This is a genomic window from Coleofasciculus sp. G1-WW12-02 (assembly GCF_040219735.1).
Lineage (GTDB): Bacteria > Cyanobacteriota > Cyanobacteriia > Cyanobacteriales > Coleofasciculaceae > Coleofasciculus.
The window spans coordinates 62,758-81,616 of sequence record NZ_JAVJRX010000063.1 but is presented as its reverse complement, the minus strand read 5'-3'; the positions used below and the strand labels follow the sequence as shown (position 1 = coordinate 81,616).

16 protein-coding genes are annotated in these 18,859 nt (G+C 46.3%); 9 read left to right on the top strand and 7 right to left on the bottom strand.

Translation table 11 applies throughout. The features are described from left to right. Window positions 1-170: 170 nt before the first annotated feature. Window positions 171-650, bottom strand: coding sequence for a Crp/Fnr family transcriptional regulator (locus RID09_RS11620; RefSeq protein ID WP_446336101.1), 480 nt, complete (start codon window positions 648-650; stop codon window positions 171-173). Window positions 651-746: 96 nt separating this feature from the next. Here RID09_RS11620 and RID09_RS11615 point away from each other — a divergent pair, with 96 nt between their 5' ends. After that, the gene (locus tag RID09_RS11615) at window positions 747-3,281 is read left to right on the top strand and encodes a PhoD-like phosphatase (RefSeq protein ID WP_446336100.1); all 2,535 of its coding nucleotides are present in this window, start codon (window positions 747-749) and stop codon (window positions 3,279-3,281) included. Between the two features lie 169 nt (window positions 3,282-3,450). Here the strand turns inward: RID09_RS11615 and RID09_RS11610 are convergent, their stop codons facing one another. The 3 genes from RID09_RS11610 to RID09_RS11600 all read right to left on the bottom strand — a co-directional run bounded on the left by RID09_RS11610 (window position 3,451) and on the right by RID09_RS11600 (window position 5,975). Further along, window positions 3,451-4,059 carry a hypothetical protein gene (locus RID09_RS11610; RefSeq protein WP_446336105.1) on the bottom strand — a complete coding sequence of 203 codons (609 nt, stop codon included), beginning with the start codon at window positions 4,057-4,059 and terminating at the stop codon, window positions 3,451-3,453. Window positions 4,060-4,215: 156 nt separating this feature from the next. Then, a complete protein-coding gene (locus RID09_RS11605) occupies window positions 4,216-5,547 on the bottom strand; it encodes a hemolysin family protein (RefSeq protein WP_446336099.1) in 1,332 nt (443 codons plus the stop codon). A gap of 197 nt (window positions 5,548-5,744) precedes the next feature. Then, the gene (locus RID09_RS11600; protein ID WP_446336098.1) at window positions 5,745-5,975 is read right to left on the bottom strand and encodes a hypothetical protein; all 231 of its coding nucleotides are present in this window, start codon (window positions 5,973-5,975) and stop codon (window positions 5,745-5,747) included. On the opposite strand from RID09_RS11600, the gene mfd reads away from it, so the two are divergent. From mfd to RID09_RS11580, 4 genes are all read left to right on the top strand, one after another. Continuing rightward, complete coding sequence (gene mfd, locus RID09_RS11595; RefSeq protein ID WP_446336097.1) at window positions 5,974-9,495, top strand: transcription-repair coupling factor; 3,522 nt, start codon at window positions 5,974-5,976, stop codon at window positions 9,493-9,495. The genes RID09_RS11600 and mfd overlap by 2 nt on opposite strands. 115 nt (window positions 9,496-9,610) lie before the next feature. Continuing rightward, window positions 9,611-10,243 carry a ParA family protein gene (locus RID09_RS11590; protein WP_446336096.1) on the top strand — a complete coding sequence of 211 codons (633 nt, stop codon included), beginning with the start codon at window positions 9,611-9,613 and terminating at the stop codon, window positions 10,241-10,243. Next, entirely contained in the window at window positions 10,243-10,872 is a 630-nt protein-coding gene (locus RID09_RS11585) for a hypothetical protein (RefSeq protein WP_446336095.1), read from the top strand. Before RID09_RS11590 ends, RID09_RS11585 begins: the two co-directional genes overlap by 1 nt. A gap of 147 nt (window positions 10,873-11,019) precedes the next feature. Then, window positions 11,020-12,105 carry a DUF3616 domain-containing protein gene (locus RID09_RS11580; RefSeq protein ID WP_446336094.1) on the top strand — a complete coding sequence of 362 codons (1,086 nt, stop codon included), beginning with the start codon at window positions 11,020-11,022 and terminating at the stop codon, window positions 12,103-12,105. Between the two features lie 64 nt (window positions 12,106-12,169). Here the strand turns inward: RID09_RS11580 and RID09_RS11575 are convergent, their stop codons facing one another. The 3 genes from RID09_RS11575 to RID09_RS11565 form a co-directional block, all read right to left on the bottom strand. Then, window positions 12,170-12,472 carry a DUF1830 domain-containing protein gene (locus tag RID09_RS11575; RefSeq protein ID WP_446336093.1) on the bottom strand — a complete coding sequence of 101 codons (303 nt, stop codon included), beginning with the start codon at window positions 12,470-12,472 and terminating at the stop codon, window positions 12,170-12,172. 319 nt (window positions 12,473-12,791) lie between these two features. Further along, window positions 12,792-13,181, bottom strand: a complete 390-nt coding sequence (locus tag RID09_RS11570) for a hypothetical protein (protein ID WP_446336092.1) — start codon at window positions 13,179-13,181, stop codon at window positions 12,792-12,794. Window positions 13,182-13,387: 206 nt separating this feature from the next. Then, on the bottom strand, window positions 13,388-14,065 hold the full coding sequence (locus RID09_RS11565; protein WP_446336091.1) for a response regulator transcription factor: 678 nt from the start codon (window positions 14,063-14,065) through the stop codon (window positions 13,388-13,390). 279 nt (window positions 14,066-14,344) lie between these two features. Between RID09_RS11565 and RID09_RS11560 the strand changes: the two genes are divergently transcribed. The 4 genes from RID09_RS11560 to RID09_RS11545 all read left to right on the top strand — a co-directional run bounded on the left by RID09_RS11560 (window position 14,345) and on the right by RID09_RS11545 (window position 18,470). Continuing rightward, window positions 14,345-15,361 (top strand): PAS domain-containing sensor histidine kinase, encoded by a 1,017-nt coding sequence (locus RID09_RS11560; RefSeq protein ID WP_446336090.1) that lies wholly within the window; start codon window positions 14,345-14,347, stop codon window positions 15,359-15,361. Window positions 15,362-15,490: 129 nt separating this feature from the next. Continuing rightward, window positions 15,491-15,940 carry a hypothetical protein gene (locus RID09_RS11555; protein ID WP_446336089.1) on the top strand — a complete coding sequence of 150 codons (450 nt, stop codon included), beginning with the start codon at window positions 15,491-15,493 and terminating at the stop codon, window positions 15,938-15,940. A gap of 86 nt (window positions 15,941-16,026) precedes the next feature. Then, window positions 16,027-16,581: a GAF domain-containing protein gene (locus RID09_RS11550; RefSeq protein WP_446336088.1), complete on the top strand. Its 555-nt coding sequence runs from the start codon at window positions 16,027-16,029 to the stop codon at window positions 16,579-16,581. A gap of 5 nt (window positions 16,582-16,586) precedes the next feature. Further along, the gene (locus RID09_RS11545) at window positions 16,587-18,470 is read left to right on the top strand and encodes a hypothetical protein (RefSeq protein WP_446336087.1); all 1,884 of its coding nucleotides are present in this window, start codon (window positions 16,587-16,589) and stop codon (window positions 18,468-18,470) included. The last annotated feature ends 389 nt before the right edge of the window (window positions 18,471-18,859 follow it).

Here is an 18,859-nt window from a genome sequence, read left to right as displayed (position 1 = left end):
AAGTTAAACAGTTTTAAGGTCACTGAAACAGTGCTTTTTGGACAGTTACCGACCGATAACCTTGGCGAGGCTAACTTTACCCCAGAAATGGGTGAAAACCGGAGGGGCAACCATACCCCTCCACCCCGAAAGGGGTATGCTTAAACCGCTACCGCGTGTTCCTCCCTGGTCTAAAGACACAGGGTTTCCCACAACGAAGGATTTTTATGATGGCGATTGCAAGCCGCCGTTTGACTAACCTGATTTAACAGGGTTTGGGTGTAAAAGAGGAGCAATCGTGGCAATTTACTCCCTCGCTCAAACTCGCTTTTCAGAATTGAGGCATTCATCTTCATCGCTGTGCCTTCTATTTGCACAACTGCCTCGTTGATTGCCATCCCATCCGCTAAAAATACAGCAATCCCCACCATTCCTTCCTTCCCTACCATGCCAACTTCAGTCGTCAAACCATTTGCCAAGAGGATGATTAAAGAAACTATTGCCCGATTCGGGAAATAGACATGGAGAATCGGTTCTCCGGGTTGGTAAAGAATTTGTCCTAATGTCAGAGATACTTCTTTGAGGTGGGGAACGAGGCGCTGGTATTCCTGATCAGGTAGAGTCGTCAGTAATTGATTAATCTTGATAGAATTACTATTTAACAATGTCATTTCAGTTGAGTATTTTTATGTAGATTGCCAAAAACCTATCAACCTTTTTTGGTAGTATAAAGTCTGTATGACCACTCATTCTTCAACCCTTTAGCTTTGCCCTTGCTCGACGCCTACAGCGAATTTCAGCAACAACTCCCCCATCTGCCGCTAATTTTGGCAGGTCCAATCTTGCGGCGTACTGATCCAGATGGAGTCACGGTTTGGCTGGCACTGAAAGCGCCGAGTATAGTCACACTTCGAGTTTATACCACTATCGACGGTCAGGGTAAAACCATTGATCAGGAACGGTTGACTGGATCACGCGCTACTGTAGCTGTTGGCAAATACCTGCATATTGTCGCTGTGACGGCTAAACCTGTGGATGGATATTTACTTGAACCGGGACAGATTTATGCCTACGATTTGGAATTTGGCGATCGCAATCAAACCCTCAACGATGCCCTCAACGCCAGAGAGGTTTTCCCCTTCATCACGATTAGCTATTTAGAACACAATCTGCCGACATTTGCTATGCCGCCAGATGACTTAAATCATCTGCGGATTGTTCACGGTTCCTGTCGAAAAGCCCACGGTAAGGGACAAGATGCCCTACCCCTGCTGGATGGCTTGATAGAACAGTCAGCCGATCAACCCCATTGTAGACCCCATCAACTCTTCTTAACGGGGGACCAAATTTATGGGGATGATGTGGCTGATCCCTTGTTAGCCGCGCTAGGCGATGTGGGGACTACCTTACTGGGTTGGGAGGAAGATATTCCCTATAAAGGGGATTTTGTCAAGGGGTATTCCCGGAAAAAAGTGAGTGAGTGGAAACCCGGACAGCGCACGGAAATTGCCCAAAAATATGCTGGCTTGACCGCGATGCTGGATAATCAACCTGAACGCGCCAAAAGTCATCTGTTTAGTTTGGGTGAATATTTGGCGATGTATCTGTTTTTTTGGTCGCCAATCCTTTGGGTAAATCCCTTTACTAAGGGCAAGATCAGGGGAAAAAAGCCGAAAACGTGGGATAAGGAAGTTAAAGCGATTCAGGAGTTTGCTAGCCGTTTGTGGCAAGTCAGGCGATCGCTAGCGAATGTGCCAACCTATATGATCTTTGATGACCACGATGTTAGCGATGATTGGTATTTGAATCGGGAGTGGTGTAATCGGGTTTTGGGTAAACCTCTGGGTAGACGGGTGGTACAAAATGGACTATTAGCTTATGCTCTGTGTCAAGGGTGGGGAAATACACCGGAACAGTTTACATCGGGGCAACCGGGAGATCAACTATGGCAGGCGTTGCAACAATGGTCAGAATCAGGCGGGACGGATGAATTAGCCTGGGAGAGGATGGGGAAGTATTTGGGAGTACCTGGGATTGAGGCTGAAACGGGATTGCCGAAATTGAAACAGGATGGAACGGTTTTAGTTCTGAATCGAGACTATGCTGATGGTACTCCTAGCTTAACCTGGCACTATAGCGTGAGGAGTTTTAAACACGAAGTTATCGTACTCGATACGCGGACGTGGCGGGGTTATCCCATGGGAGAAGATCAGGTGATGGCGCCGCCGATGCTATTATCCCCGACAGCCTTTGATCAGCAAATTGAAGACTCTCTAGACAAAACCGATCAGCTAAAAGCGGCGGGTAAGTCGAGGATTGAAGCCACATTACTCGTTTTACCGACAAACTTAATTCATGCATCGATAGTGGATTTAGCTCAACAGTGGTATTGGCGTCAGGGTAAGGTGTTTGGCACAGATGTGGGGGATTCGTGGAACTTTCACGATGTCGCTTTTACTAAGCTGCTAACGGCGCTATTTCAGCGACGCGATCGCATCGTGTTGCTGTCGGGGGATATTCACTATGGTTCGGTGGTTCGCCTCAACTATTGGTCCCATCCCTGTGGGGAACTCCAGAGACAAGCATCAGGCTACATCTGGGAAGCAGATGAAGGCTGTCGAGATGAGCCATCGCGGGTTAAGGAAGCTCAAGAGAGCCAAAATCCTAAATCTGCCTCTGTGCTGGTACAGTTAACCTCTAGTGCGATTAAAAATGCCGAGTTAAAGACCTATTTAGCTCATACCAAAGTCAAATCACTGCTATTAGAACAACCCCAATATTGGGTGGGATGGGAGAAACCGCCACAACTGCTGGAAATTATCACCACTCCCGATAAGGTGAGAATCCAGGATCTGCCTGTTCCCAGTGAAGGACCTTTTTGGCAGCAAATCCAGGTTCCTCAAGGGAATTGGGACATTGCGTGGCAAGTCGCCCTCAAGGATGAGCGATCGCAACCTGATTGGCGGTATCGCACAGAGTGGAGTAAACGCCAAAAAGCGGAGTCAGTACCTTGGCTGAAGCGACATCCCCAACCAGATTTACACCAGACATCACCCTTATGGCAAAAGGTTTTATTAGGTTCTATATCCTGGTTATGGCGAAATCGCTGGTTACAAGAGGGTGAGGAAATTGTCGGCTGTAATAATATTAGCGTTGTCTGTTTTCACTGGTCACCGGATGAGGATAAAGCGGTGATTCAAGAGATGTATTGGCATCCACCCTGGAAGCCGACGAGTGTGGTTAAGAGTCGTTATTTTGCGCCACTGCGGTTAGAGTCGCCACCGCCATTGCCTACCTATTAATCATTTAGGGTTTTGTGATGAGGGAGCAGGGGGAGCAGAGGGAGCTGGGGGAGATTTTAGTTTTCACGGTATGTAGCGCAATGTGTGTAGGGGCGGGTTTCACTACTATCTTTTCGGTTGCATCCAGATGTGACTAAACCCGCCCCGTGGTTAATACTTGTTGGAAAGACTATGCAATTAGAGCCTGCACAAGAATTCGCATGAGTGGATCTAGATCATCTGGAACTCGATAAAGATTTAATACCTGCTCAATTTCTTTAGTTTTTCGATGTAAACAGGCGAATTGCCAAACCGTGCCAGTAGTGACTGCACCAATCAAAATGGATTGTTCAGGAGTTCTATCCCATTGATCGAGAGCGATCATTTCTGCTACAAGTTGTGTAAAACCGTAGTCTAAATCCTCGCGCTTTGCTTCAATGACTAGCAACTCTGTTTCACTTCTGAGTAAGTAATCTAAGTAACCTTGTAATTGCTCGTTCACTTTGATAGGATATTCAATTCTTAGTTGAGATTTCGTATATTGAACTAACTGCAAAAGTACCTGTGAAATCAATACTTCACGTCGAGAAGCTTCACTTGATAAATCAACGTAAGGAAGCACGGATTCAATGCGGTTCTTGAGGTCTTCTAACTGCTCTAGCTCAGACTGATATTGAGGCAATGTCAAACGCTTGCGAATTAATTTATATCCGAATTCATTGGCTAATTCATCGGCAAGAATCCTTAATTCAAAGATTTTACTAAACGTATAGGATTGATTCGGATCTAAAAGGTGCATATTGCTAACATTCATTAACTTATAGGTTCTGTCGCCAGAGAATGTGCGTGAGCGTGTCCAACAAAAACTACGAACTCTCTGCCATTTGTACGATATCGAGACTCGGTGACATCCTCCTATTTACCGTAGGGTGGGCAATGCCCACCAGCCTTAGTTTCAATACACATCATTAGAACGCGGATAAAACTCTTTTTGCAACGGTGCCACCAATACCTTATCCACCCGATTGCCATCCATATCCATCACTTCAAACCGTAAACCTCCCCATTCAAAATAGTCAGCCGCAGTAGGGATGCGACCTAAATGAGTAATTACAAAACCGCCTAACGTATGATAGTTTCCCCGTTGCTCTCCCGGTAACTCCTCAATGCTAAATAGTTTGCGGAACTCTTCAACGGATAACATGCCATCAACTAACCAGGAACCATCCTCCCGCTGTACCGCGTGCAACTCATCGGCATCATCAAAAGAGGGAATTTCACCAATAATGGCTTCTAAAATATCATTGAGTGTCACTAATCCTTGAATTATTCCATACTCATCCACCACCAATGCCAAATGCGGTCCTGATTGCTTGAATAACTCCAATACTTTCAGCGCCCTAGTGCTTTCGGGGATAAATAATGGCTGCCGCAAGCAACAGGTTAGATCGAGAGGATAACCCGCCAGACAATGGGCAAGTAAGGCATTGACTTGCACAACACCCAGCACATTGTCAATTCCACCCTGACAAACCGGAAAACGAGTATGGGAACTCGTCATCATTTTATGGCGGTTCATTTCCGAGGAATCGTCTAAATTTAGCCAGACAATATCGGGACGAGGCGTCATCAAGCCACCAACCCGTTGATCATCTAACCGGAATACTCGCTGCACCATGTCTTGTTCGACTTGCTCAAAGGTTCCGGCTTCTGTGCCTTGCTGCATTAAAATCTTGATTTCTTCCTCGGTTACCGTCGGTTCTTGGGAAGGGGCGATGTCCAACAGGTGCAATACAGTTTCCGTGGAATAGCTTAATAAATGAACCGCAGGCGCTGCGAGTTTTGCCAAAAATTTCATCGGTGTCGCTACCGCCGTGGCAATTAATTCTGGGTTACTCAGTGCCAATCGCTTAGGCACCAGTTCCCCGATAACCAGAGACAGGTAGGTAATCGTCACCACGACAACAAATAACGCGATCGCATCTGCCCGGGTGGCAAGTAGGGGAATCCCCTTCAACTGGGTAGCGAGTTGTTCGGCAATCGTCGCACCGCCAAAGGCACCGGCGAGGATACCAATCAGGGTAATCCCAATCTGAACTGTGGAGAGGAACTGATTCGGGGAATTAGTCAACTCCAAAGCCGTGCGAGCTTTAGAATTACCTTGATTAGCTAATTGTTGCAGGCGCACCTTGCGAGCGGCGACAATCGCCATCTCTGACATAGCAAAGATACCATTGAGTCCGATAAGGAAGAGGACAAAGACAATTTCGCGAGAGACAGAGGACATGGGTTTAGTGGCTGGCAAGTGAGGGAGGATGTATTCCTCACGTTCTAGTATTAAGCATGACTTGAGTTCTGGGTTTTGACTGTAGAGATGTGATGCGAGAAGCGTCTGCGGTTTGGTGTCGGGGTTCCTTTTGACTCCTATCCATGGGAGGAAACCCGTCCTGACCAAGGTTTGAGGGTGGCGATAGAATAGTTTTTTTAACGCAGAGGGACGCAGAGGTTCACGCAGAGGGACGCAGAGGGGTTGATCGGGAGATTGGGTGTGGGGTGAATCAGGTTGGGGGTTTGGTGTCGGGGCTTCTTTTGACGATTATTATTTCTTTTTGACTCATAAGTGAGTAAATCTGCCTCGACCAAGGCTTCTACAATGAGATAAGCCGATGGACAGCGGCTTGGGTTGTCTATTTCTAATAACGTGCGGTGAATCATGGCATTCTCTTCTATCATTCGGACTCTGGAGCGATCGCCTCTGACGAGTGAACTCCTCTCTAAACTGAATCGTCAGTCGTCTTTGCACCTGAATGGGATTGCTCGTCTACCTAAGGGGTTAGTCTCATCTGCTATCGCCCAAGCCGCAGGGCGTAATCTTTTGGTTGTCTGTGCCACGTTGGAAGAAGCTAGTCGCTGGGCGGCGCAATTGGAAGCCATGAACTGGCAAACGGTTCATTTCTATCCCACCTCAGAAGCCTCACCCTACGAACCTTTTAACCCAGAATCGGAAATGACTTGGGGACAAATGCAGGTATTAGCCGATTTGGTGATTGGTCATTCGTCAAGTTCTGATCAGGCTAACCAAGGGACTTCAACAGACAATGGACAGACAAAACACAAGGGACTGGCAATTGTCGCCACTCATGCGGCACTCCAACCCCATTTACCACCCGTCGCCGCCTTGGCATCCTACTGTCTGACAATCAACCGAGGCATAAGTTGGGACACTAAACAAATCGATCAACAATTAGCACGCTTGGGTTATGATCGAGTGCCACTGGTGGAAATGGAAGGTCAGTGGAGTCGGCGCGGTGATATTGTGGATATTTTCCCAGTTGCGGCTGAATTACCGGTGCGTTTGGAATGGTTTGGGGATGAACTCGAACAACTGCGCGAATTTGACCCCGCGACCCAACGCTCCCTAGATAAAATTGAGCAACTTGTACTTACCCCTACTGATTTTAGCCCCATTATTACCGATGCCCTCAGTGATACCCAAGTTCAACAGGTTCAAATCCATCTAGAGGAAGAGGAACAGGCACTTTGGCAAGCCGGGGGACATCTGGAAGGGAGTCGCCGCTTCTTGGGTATTGCCTTTGAGAAACCCGCCTCTCTATTGGATTATTTACCCGATAATATCGTTATTGCCATTGACGAACCCGAACAATGTCGCGCCCATTGCGATCGCTGGGTGGAACACGCCCAAGAACATTTAGAAACCCTTGCCCATCCCCTTCCCCCTCTGCATCGTCAATATGACCCAGACGCGCCATGGCACGTTTTTACAGTCTATTTATCAGAACTGGCAGAAGCAACCAATGACAAAGCGGTAAATTTAGCCAGCCGCCCCATTCCCGCAACACCGCACCAATTTGCCAAACTTGCAGAAATTGTCCGCAGTGAACGCGATCGCAAGTTTTCGGTTTGGCTGATTTCTGCCCAACCTAGTCGTTCTGTCTCTCTGTTACAGGAACATGATTGTCCCGCCCAGTTTGTTCCTAATCCCCGTGACTATCCCGCCATTGATAAACTGCAAAGCCAGAAAACACCCGTGGCGGTCAAATATTCCGGATTAGCTGAACTCGAAGGCTTTATCCTGCCTACGTTTCGCCTTGTTGTCATTACCGATCGCGAGTTTTTTGGGCAGCATACCCTCGCCACCCCCAGTTATGTGCGTAAACGACGCCGCGCCGCCTCGAAACAGGTTGACCCGAATAAGTTAACCCCTGGGGATTATGTGGTACATAAAAATCACGGGATTGGTAAATTTGTCAAGCTAGAAAGCCTCACCCTTAACCATGAAACCCGTGAATATCTAGTTTTACAATATGCTGATGGATTATTGCGGGTAGCCGCCGATCAGGTGGGGGTTTTGTCTCGCTATCGCAGCGCCGATAGCCCTGCGCCCCAACTGAATAAAATGTCCAGCAAAGCCTGGGAAAAGACCAAAAGTCGGGTTCGCAAAAGCATTAAGAAACTGGCGGTTGATTTACTCAAGCTCTATGCCCAACGCAGTCAACGTTCCGGTTATGCGTTTCCCGTGGATTCCCCTTGGCAAGATGAACTAGAGGAGTCATTTCCCTACCAACCCACCCCAGATCAACTCAAGGCGGTGCAAGATGTGAAGCGAGATTTAGAGAGCGATCGCCCCATGGATCGCTTGGTTTGTGGGGATGTGGGGTTTGGGAAAACCGAGGTGGCATTGCGGGCAATTTTTAAAGTGATTACCTCCGGCAAACAAGTCGCCTTCCTCGCCCCAACCACGATTCTGACTCAACAACATTACCACACCCTCAAAGAACGCTTTGCTCCCTATCCCATTCATGTGGGATTACTCAACCGTTTCCGCACCGCTCAGGAACGCAAGGAGATTCAGCGCCGCCTCAATACTGGGGAATTAGATGTTGTTGTGGGTACCCATCAATTATTAGGAAAAGGTGTAACATTCCGCGACTTAGGTATGTTAGTCATTGATGAAGAACAGCGATTTGGGGTGAACCAAAAGGAGAAAATTAAAGCTCTAAAAACTCAAGTCGATGTGCTTACCTTAACCGCTACACCCATTCCCCGTACTTTATATATGTCCCTATCTGGGGTGCGGGAAATGAGTTTAATTACCACACCACCCCCTTCCCGGCGTCCCATTAAAACCCATTTAGCCCCTTATGATCCAGAAGCGGTTCGTACCGCGATTCGCACGGAATTAGATCGAGGGGGACAGGTGTTCTATGTTGTCCCCCGAGTCGAGGGAATTGAAGAAGTAGCTACTAAACTGCGGGAAATGATACCAGCGGCGAGATTGGCTATCGCCCATGGGCAAATGCCAGAAGGGGAATTAGAAGCGACAATGCTCACCTTTAGTAACGGGGATGCGGATATCCTCATTTGTACCACTATTATTGAATCGGGGTTAGATATTCCGCGAGTGAATACTATCCTGATTGAAGACGCCCAACGCTTTGGTCTAGCCCAACTCTACCAACTGCGGGGACGAGTCGGGCGATCTGGGGTTCAAGCACACGCTTGGTTATTCTATCCGAAGCGAGAAACGCTTTCTGACCCTGCTCGCAAGCGCTTACGGGCGATTCAGGAGTTTACTCAGTTGGGTTCGGGATATCAACTCGCGACGCGGGATATGGAAATCCGGGGGGTGGGAAATCTTCTAGGGGCGGAACAGTCGGGACAAATGGATGTGATTGGCTTTGATTTGTATATGGAAATGCTGCAAGAAGCCATTCGCGAGATTCAGGGTCAAGAAATTCCCCAAGTGGATGATACGCAGATTGACTTGAATATCACCGCCTTTATCCCGGCTGATTATATTCCCGATTTGGAGCAAAAAATGAGTGCGTATCGGACAGTGGCGGCGGCGAATTTCCAGTCCGAGTTAGCCCAAATTGCGGCTGATTGGAATGATCGCTATGGTTCTTTACCCGCACCCGTTGAGCAATTATTGCGGATTGTACAACTCAAACAGGTGGCGAAGTCTCTAGGATTTAGTCGAATTAAACCCGAAGGGAAACAGCACATTGTTCTGGAAACGCCCATGGAGGAACCGGCGTGGAATCTATTGAAAGAGAACTTACCCGAAAATTTGCGATCGCGCTTTGTCTATTCTCCTGGTAAAGTAACAGTACGGGGATTAGGCGTCCTCAAAGCTAACAAACAGTTAGAAAATTTAATTGAGTGGTTAAGTAAGATGCAAGGAGCATTGCCCAAAGCAATAAAACCTGTGTAGGGGCGGGTTTCACCCCTATTGTTTCCAATGACCCAGATGTCACTAAACCCGCCCCTACCAAATAAGAAATGACGAATGACAAATGACATAAACAAATGACATAAACAAATGACGAATGACCAGCATAATCGCTATCATTAATGGTAAGGGAGGTGTGGGCAAAACCACGACCTCAATCAACTTAGCCGCCGTACTAGCGGAGAGAAAACAGGTTTTATTAGTGGATACTGATCCGCAAGGTTCGGCGAGTTGGTGGGTGGAACGTAGTGAGGGAAAAATCGGGTTTGATGTCGCCAAAGAAACCAATCCTCAACTCTTGAGTCGCCTGCAAACCCTGAAAGGCTACGAGTTAGCGGTTGTGGATACGCCGCCCGCGCTGCGATCGCAAGCTTTGAATGCAGTTGTCGCGATCGCAGATTATATTGTTTTACCCACACCTCCCGCACCGATGGATTTAGCGGTTTTAATGGAAACCGTGCGGCGTGCGATCGCGCCTGTGGGAACCTCCCATCGGGTACTCTTAACCCGGGTAGACTCTCGTAGTCGCCGGGAAGCTTTAGAAGCTCAAACCACACTCCGGGAACTCGGCGTTCCTGCATTCGGGACGTTTATTCGGGCGTATAAAGCCCATGAACGCGCCGCCCTACAGGGGATACCGATTACTCAATGGCGGGGAGAAAATGCCCGTGAAGCTCAAGCTGATTATCGCCGCGTGGCGGATGAAATACACCATAATTGGGGGTGCTAATGACTAAAAAACGTTTAACTGATTTGCTACGGGAAGAAGTGGAAAAATCGCCATCCCCGAATCAGCAAAATGTTGACGATACCGACGAACCGAATACTGAAACAGAGGAGACATCAACTATGGCAACTCGCCGGAGAACCAGTACAACGAGAAGCTCGAATCCGACAAAAGCTGACCTAGAAGCCACCGTTGCGGAATTGAGGCAAGCACTGGAGGAAGCTCAAAACCAAGAAACCACTTTGGTTGATTTAAAAGATAGTTTAGCACAAGCTGAGCAACGAGAACGTGATTTAAAAAAACAAATTACGGAATTAGAAACACAATTGCAGCAGCAGCAAGAATCTGTTGAACAATTACAAAATGAGTTAAAGAAAATTAATCATCTCAAGAGTGAGTTTGATCAAGCCAAAAAAGCCGCCGTTCAACTTGCCCAAGCCAATGAGAAATTGATCCAGGAGGTTGATACACTTAAACAAGAGAATGAAGCGACCAAAGTAAATCAAAAGCGACCTGTAGAGACCAAACGACCTTTAGAAACCAAGCGTCCTCAAGCCCGCACTCTAGGACGACCGATTCAAAAGGAAAGTGAAAAGCCGGCTGATTTTGCTAACAAATCGTGGTTACTGTGAGGGCTTTCCATACTTTGCCCTCAACATTGGTACTTTAAATTTTCTCCAGAGGGCTTGAGGTACTGGTGAGAATAAGAATCATTGACTTTGTGAAAAAATACGCACCTTAATCACCAATACCTAATCACCAATCACCAATCACTAATTATGTCCAATCCCTTTTTGCTCAGCCGCGTCCTTTTACGCTTTAATTCCTCCGATGAAGACCTACTTAACGAACTCTCAGCCACCACGTTCACACCGGATGGCAATTTGTGGCTAGGTTCCGATGACGGGTTAAATGTAGAACGTCTTTCTCTGATCGAACCTTGTGTTTTTGGTAATCACCAATCCTATTATCTCGGAGATTTCATTGAACTATTTAATCAAGATGATGAAATCGATATTGAAGGAATCGATCATGACGATAATTATCTTTGGATAACAGGTTCCCACAGCACTAAACGTGGCAAACCTAAAGGAAAAAATTTAGAAAAAGACATACAACGCCTTGCCACAATTAAAACCGATGTGAATCGATATTTACTGATTCGTATTCCTCTGGTGAATGGCGAATTATTAAAAGTATCTTCTCTCCCGGATAATCCTGATAAGAAATTGACCGCCGCCTGTCTACAAAAGACAGAAGCGAGTAATATTCTCATGGACGCCTTAATTGACGATATTCACTTGGGTCCGTTTGTCACCCATCCCTTACCCAGTAAGGATAATGGCTTAGATATTGAAGGATTGGCGGTGCGTGGCGATCGCGTGTTTTTGGGCTGTCGGGGTCCGGTTCTCAGGGGTTGGGCAGTTATCATAGAAATCAAAGTGGCTGAAACTGCACCGGGGATATTAACCCTTCAGGATATCGGTGAAAACGGCAGACGCTATCTCAAGCACTTTATCGATCTTAATGGTTTAGGCGTGCGGGAACTCTGTTGGCAAGGAGACGATTTGTTGATTCTCGCTGGACCGACAATGGATTTAGAAGGCGCTATCAATGTATTTCGCCTCAAGTCTATTTTAGACCGTTCAGCCGATAGTATCACTGGGCAAGCCTCAGGAGAGCTAGAGAGTCTGTTTGACTTACCCTTTACCCCAGGATGCGATCACGCCGAAGGTTTAGCCTTGTTTCCCTGTTTAGGAGAATCCGATGCGCTATTAATCGTTTATGATTCCCCCAACCCCATTCGCCAAATTGAACCAAGTGTGATTTACGCAGACGCTTTTAGCGGAAAAATTGTCGGCTAATCGTGCTAAATAACTTATGAATGCTCTAGATTCAGGATAGTTTAGGTATGATCGATTCTAGCAATCAAGCAATTTGATGCCATAGCGTTTCCTGAACTTGACTCATCTGTTCCTGGACTTTTAGGTAACTACAGGGAATACTATCGATTAAACTCATTGCGGTTTCCCCATTGTGATGAAGTTCGAGTTTAGCTTGGGAAGGGGCTTCAAAAAATAAACGTTCCTGGGGAAATATAATTCGCTCAAATCGCCAATTTGGGATATTGGTAATCCGAGCAATTAAGGTTTTGCCTGTTCCATTGGTGTAGTAACAAAGCATAAGATTACTAATGTCATTGAGCCGAGAAGAAAATAGTTGAGTCATCATCAATAACCCCCGTAATGTTATCAGTTGGTCAGAATTCTTACTCAGAAGGAGGATAAAGGATTACCAAAAAGCTTTATCCACAAGTTTGACTGCAGAAGACTAGGGCAGAGCTGTTTCCCATACCACTCCGTTAACACTAGACAAAAAAGCAGATACCAAAAGCATAGAGCATTCTACCCTCTGCCTTCTGCTTTCTACCTTTTTGTCCTCGCTGAAACTGAATCAGATACTTAATCAGCTAAAACACCTTCAATCCCCTATTTACTTTGCCCAAAATGTCCAACAGCTTATCCGTAATTTCTCTCAAGAACAGCTTTCCTTATGAAAAGGCTGGCGCAAAAAGATAGGTATGGCTCCAAGGCAAGGTATAGAATTGAGCATTGGTTAGGGACGAGGGAGGTTGCCAGTCTGATTGAGTGTGTAGAAGGTACTCTATTCCCCAATGAGCATAGGTTTCAACCCGCAAACGCAGTTCTAAGGAATGGTAAGGAATTTTCGTGGATACAGAACCGTTTCTCGTTTTCTTTGCCTGGGTATAAGCTTCGGGAATTGCTGCCATCACGTAGTCAACGAGTCGTTGACGGACATCAGGCTGGGCAAACAGTTCGTTGTAGAGCTCATCACCATAAACTGCCAGTGCATTGTCAATTTCTTCATTCACTAATCGTAGTCCCAAGTCTACAACCGCTTTAGACAGTGATTTAGACATTGTTCATTTCCTCAACTTGATGGTTTACCTGCTGAGATAAGAATGGAGCTGTCGTCACACGGAAACACTGAAATTAGAGGACATCCAGTCAAAAACGGGAATGCCCCTATCGGTCATGACTCGATGACCACTACAGACTTTACAGGTTAAACGTAAAAAATTTGGGGAATGACAAAGGAAATTTAGTGATTTAGTTCAAGAAAAGATTAAGACAAGGGTTTCAATCGATAACCCACACTGTGAACCGTCTCAATCAAGTCATCGGGCGCTCCCACCGCTTTGAGTTTGTGACGCAAGCTCTTAATGTGGGCTTTAACGGTATCTTCAAAAGGGCTTGCCTCTGATGACCACAAATGTTCAATGATAAACTCGCGGTTGATGATACGCTGACTATTTCGCAAAAATAATTCTAGACAGGAATATTCCTTTGGGGTTAAATGTACAGGCTGTTGATTATAAGTTACTTCATGACGGCTGGGATCGAGCTGTAAGCGCTCCCACTCTAGCACTGGCGGTACTGAACATCCTCCCCGCCTCAACAGCGCTCGAATGCGAGCTAAGAGTTCTGGCAAATCAACGGGTTTGACCACATAGTCATCAGCGCCTGCATCTAAACTGTTCACCTTATCCGTGCTGGTGTCAAGGGCTGTGATCATCAGGATCGAGCCGTGATAGCCATCAGCACGCAGACGTCGGCACAAACTGACACCATCTAACTTAGGTAGCATGACATCGAGCAAAATTAAGTCATAATAAAGGCTGATCGCTTGTTGCCAGCCTGCTTCCCCATCATTGACAACATCCACATCATAATGCTGATCGATAAGCGCCTCTGTGAGTGCTTCCGCGAGCGGTATATCGTCTTCCACGAACAAGATTTTCATAGCCAATTTTTTGAATAAACCAGAAAGGAGACTAAAGCTGATATAGCAGATGCGCTATACTCTTCCGATTTCCACTTTACCAACCTTAACCTTGGCTCCACTCATTCTTGAGAAACCGATTCAGTAATTCAATTATCTACTGAAATACCCGATACAAGGTAACATTTGCTACCTAGATCTCCCAGTTATAACCAAGGGTGGGTTTTGTTGAGAGGGTATTGGTAGAGACTAAAATTACACGGCTAAACCCGCCCTTACACTTAAGTTATTACTGGACTTGTGACTTATGACACACTCTATTTTAATCAAACCTGTGAACGATTAACTGGCTATTCCTTTGAGGAAGTCAAGGGAAAGTATATTTGGGATTTGTTTTTAATTCCAGAAGACATTGAATCAGTAAAAACTATTATTAAAGAACTCCAAGCCTGTCACTTTCCCAACGAGCATGAAAATTACTGGCTCGCACGAGATGGTAATCGTCGCCTAATTTCCTGGTACAATACAGTCCTGCTAGATAACAACAGTGCAGTAAAGTATCTCATTGGTATTGGCATTGATATCACTGAGCGCAAACAAGCCGAAGAAATGCGTCGCCAACTCGAACGTCAGCAAGAACTGAGTCAACTCCAGCTACGCTTTTTTTCGTTAGTGTCTCATGAATTTCGCACTCCCTTGAGTACAATTTTAGCCTCCGTTCAACTCCTACAACTTTGCCCTGATAAATTTTCTCCTGATAAAAAACTCAGAAATCTGCAACGTATTGAAGGTGCGACTCAACGCCTACGGCAAATGTTAGATAACATTCTCACAATTAATCGTGCTGAAACGGGACAATTGGATTTCCAGCCGACGCAGGTTGAGCTGGAAAAGTTTTGTCAAGAGATTTTGGCTGATATACCGCTTAACCCTGACCATCAACATGTTCTAAATTGTGTTATAAATGCCGACTGTGGCAGCGCCTGTTTAGATAAAAATATGCTGCGTTCTATTTTGAGCAATTTACTGACGAATGCAATTAAATATTCTCCGCAAGGTGGCACTATTGATTTTCGGATAAATTGCACAGCAACTGAGGTAATTTTTCAAGTTTGCGATCGAGGAATTGGTATTCCGGTTGATGATATTCCCCATATATTTAAAGCCTTCCACCGGGGAACAAATATTGATAGTATTCCGGGTTCAGGATTAGGGTTAACGGTTGCCCAAACTTGTGTTAGCGTACATGGCGGTAACATTAGCGTGACCAGCGAACCTGAAGTTGGCACAACGTTTACGGTAACAATTCCTGGCTAATTCATGAGTCAATTGTAGGGGCGGATTTAGCCTATTCAACTAGCTATAGACAAAAAAATGAACAACAAAACCCGCCCTTATTCATAAGTTAATAAATAGACCATTTTGAATGAGTGGAGTGTGAAAGTAATGAGCAAAAAACCAACTAAACTAAACCATTTTGCTATTACTAACGCTGCTAAGATAAGGCTGATCATCTTATTTTTCCTATTGGTAAGTTTAGGAATTTGGACAGGGTTAACGTTTTCGGAACCGACGAGTCCCCAACAGGCAGCCGCTCAAGTTAAGCTGCTAGAAGCTATTTACCAAAAGGGGAATTATATCGAGGCGGGGATTTGGATAGCGATCGCACTCGGATTTGGAGTCCGCATCATTCGCCGTTCGGGAACAGAGCGATATCAAGCACTCATGGCTTTCCTCACCTTCTTTTTCTTTGGACTATCGGATATCATCGAAGTGCAGACAGGAGCCTGGTGGCGTCCTTGGTGGTTATTTGTGTGGAAAAGCCTGTGTGTGTTTTCCATGGCAGCTTTGCTAATCAATTATCTGCGATCGCGCTCTGATTCGCAGTTATATTGAGCGGGCGTACAGGGGGTTCCCGGAGATGGAGGAGATGGGGGAGATAGGGATAAAATAGCAAGTGTAACCAATAATTGGGACTTAACATGAATCAGCCAGTGCCAGGGAATCCCCAAACCAACTCTGATTCTGATCAATCGATGACCACTGGTGATCCAGGTTTACGATCCTTTGCTGACCGTCTGGCTAAGAATTTGGCACGGGATACGCTAATTCAAGGAACGACTGACTATCTGCGAAACGTGTTAGCAGTCGATCGCGTAGTTCTCTATTATTTCTATCACGAGTGGAAAGGTCAGGTCACCTTCGAGTCATTGAGTTCTCCCAAATACTCCATCTTCGGCTCGACAGGGGGCGATGACTGCTTTAATGACGAGTATGCGGGGTTGTATTATGCAGGACGGGTAAGAGCGATCGCAGATATTGAAACCGAACCCATCGATCCCTGTCACCGCGACTTTTTGCGGAGCCTCAAAGTACATGCCAATTTAGTTGTGCCGATTCTCACACCGCGACGGTTATGGGGATTACTTGCGGCTCATCATTGTCAAGATACCCGTTCCTGGTTACCGTCTGACATTGAAGCCATGAAAAAATCAGCCCAAACCCTAGCGACGGTTCCAGCAATTCGAGATAGCTAGATATCATGAAAGTCAAAGTCCTAGTTCTCACGCTGACAACTCTTACCGCACTTATCGGTACGGCGGATTGGGCGGCAGATTTTCCCCTGAGTCGAGCCCTGTTGTCTGAGTGGCAATGGGGAGGAGTTGGACAGTCCCAAACCCTGCTCAAAGAGCGTATTTTAGATGAAGGGGAAGCAGAAGCCGCATTTCGGGCGCGGAGTTTGGCAATTCGGGAAAAGGTGGCGGCGGAGGATTTGCAAGGATTGGATACCTGGTGGCGTACTCGCACGATTAGTGACCCCCATAAATACCTACTTCCAGTCATTCTTGCCCGCCTCAGCTTAGGGGAACAATACGATCGCCAGCAAACCTGGGATATACTCTTAGGTTTAGATGAAGGAAAACCTGATCTTTATCACTTCCGCAGCCCCTACGATATTCGCATCTTCTTCTTATTCGGAGATACCATGCCCAAAGCGGTACAATCCTCTTACCGTAGTATGGTGGATTCGCCGCGTGTGCGGGAGTGGCTGGAACAGGGTACAGAAAACCATCAGTTCATGCAGCGTATTTCCGGTTTAGCGCTGATGGATGGAAGTGGTTTCCCTACGCCTCTCCCGGCGACGGCGGCGACAAATGAGGCTTGGTTAAGGGCAGAATTGAATAAGTTCCTGACGATTGGACAGGGAGAGTTTCATTCTTCGACGTATTATGGTTATGCGATCGCAGGTTTGCTAAATCTCTATGATTTTGCCGATACTCCTGAACTGCGCCAGTTGGCAAAAGCCGCATTAGATTGGTACGCCGTCAATATGGCGGTGCGCTTCAGTTGGGGAACCGCAGGCGGTGCAGAAAGTCGTGGTTTTGATCGGGGGACGTGGGATGATAGTGGTTTGAGTGGGGTGGCTTGGATTTGGTGGGGGGATAGTTTGACACCTGTCGAGCGTATGGATCGTGGTGTTACTAGGGTAGCATTACCTGCCGCGTTGAGTGATTATCGTCCGCCGCCTCAATTGAGAGCGATTGCCCGTAAGGAGATAAAATTACCCTTTCAGCTTAAAGCCAGTCATCCTGGTTATTATAGTTATCACCAAGACAACCGATTTTGGGAAACATTTTATGTGACTCAAGATTATAGTTTGGGTACATTAATTGACCCCAGTCGTTCTTACCAAGTCAAAGGCACTATTAATGCCCAATATGCTACCTATAAATTAGTCATCCGCGACCCCAAAGGGCAAAATAATGCCGTTGTTAGTTTGGGAGGAACCTATCATTCCGCCATGGCGACAGGGCGTTCTCCAGGAGATCAGTACGTCCAAGAAAAGGGTGCGGTGATTTATCAGTTACGATTAAATCCACAAGATAAAGCCGCCGATGTACTGGGGCGTTCTCACCTGGTTTTACCAACTCGATATGGGAAACCTCAGCGCTATAGGGATTGGTACATTTGGCGAATTGATAATACCTTCCTTTGCGCCCGTCCTTGGGGTGAAAAGATAGACTGGCAAAGTCAGGTATCAGAGAAATATTCTGATTACCAAGTTTTAGCGGCAATCGGCAGGAATACCGCTTGGATTACCGATGTAGCCAGTGTTGATGATTATCCCACAATCGAGGCTTTACAGCAAGCCCTTGACCAAACAGAGATTCGCGATCGCTCCTGGGAGACAATGGGTCAGCTTACCTATACCAGTTTAGCTGGCGATCGCTTACAGATGACCTATCAACCCAATCGAGGGGCGGGTGTAGCTCAGATTAATGGCAAAGAGCGAATTCTCGATGATTGGGCGGTGTTGGATAGTCCTTATGTTCAGCAAGAATTAAATAGTGGTCTTTTAGACGTGTTTTCTCCCCAAGGAAATTGGCGTCTGCGAGGCACATTGACGGGTCCTGAATGGGATTAGGTAATAAGTAATAATTAGGGGCTTTTGAATAAGTATTGTGGTGAGAATAGGGAACGGGGAACGGTTGTAGTGCGAGGGTCTAGCTCGTTATTTTGTATAGGTTTTTATCTACTGTAGGGGCGGGTTTAGCCACTAAGTTAGCTAGTCACCGATAAATGTTCGTCATTTAAATCTTATTGTCAAGAATTACGAAATCTATATAGTGTGACCAAGCGTCCCGCTACTTCTCCTCACTTTAACGCCATGACAGCTTAATTCATCGGTTAATATATCTCACTCTATACCCCTGATGCCATCTGAGCAACCCAATCTTTTTCACGGGGATTGGGATTCTCACGCCGTTCTTGAAATTAAAAATATACGACTTTTGACAGGTGACAAAAAATTCG

Coding starts and splice junctions, on each gene's coding strand:
- RID09_RS11620 (WP_446336101.1), bottom strand. CDS start 650: ATGACATTGTTAAATAGTAATTCTATCAAGATTAATCAATTACTGACG.
- RID09_RS11610 (WP_446336105.1), bottom strand. CDS start 4,059: ATGCACCTTTTAGATCCGAATCAATCCTATACGTTTAGTAAAATCTTT.
- RID09_RS11605 (WP_446336099.1), bottom strand. CDS start 5,547: ATGTCCTCTGTCTCTCGCGAAATTGTCTTTGTCCTCTTCCTTATCGGA.
- mfd (WP_446336097.1), top strand. CDS start 5,974: ATGGCATTCTCTTCTATCATTCGGACTCTGGAGCGATCGCCTCTGACG.
- RID09_RS11600 (WP_446336098.1), bottom strand. CDS start 5,975: ATGATTCACCGCACGTTATTAGAAATAGACAACCCAAGCCGCTGTCCA.
- RID09_RS11590 (WP_446336096.1), top strand. CDS start 9,611: ATGACCAGCATAATCGCTATCATTAATGGTAAGGGAGGTGTGGGCAAA.
- RID09_RS11585 (WP_446336095.1), top strand. CDS start 10,243: ATGACTAAAAAACGTTTAACTGATTTGCTACGGGAAGAAGTGGAAAAA.
- RID09_RS11580 (WP_446336094.1), top strand. CDS start 11,020: ATGTCCAATCCCTTTTTGCTCAGCCGCGTCCTTTTACGCTTTAATTCC.
- RID09_RS11575 (WP_446336093.1), bottom strand. CDS start 12,472: ATGATGACTCAACTATTTTCTTCTCGGCTCAATGACATTAGTAATCTT.
- RID09_RS11570 (WP_446336092.1), bottom strand. CDS start 13,181: ATGTCTAAATCACTGTCTAAAGCGGTTGTAGACTTGGGACTACGATTA.
- RID09_RS11565 (WP_446336091.1), bottom strand. CDS start 14,065: ATGAAAATCTTGTTCGTGGAAGACGATATACCGCTCGCGGAAGCACTC.
- RID09_RS11555 (WP_446336089.1), top strand. CDS start 15,491: ATGAGCAAAAAACCAACTAAACTAAACCATTTTGCTATTACTAACGCT.
- RID09_RS11550 (WP_446336088.1), top strand. CDS start 16,027: ATGAATCAGCCAGTGCCAGGGAATCCCCAAACCAACTCTGATTCTGAT.
- RID09_RS11545 (WP_446336087.1), top strand. CDS start 16,587: ATGAAAGTCAAAGTCCTAGTTCTCACGCTGACAACTCTTACCGCACTT.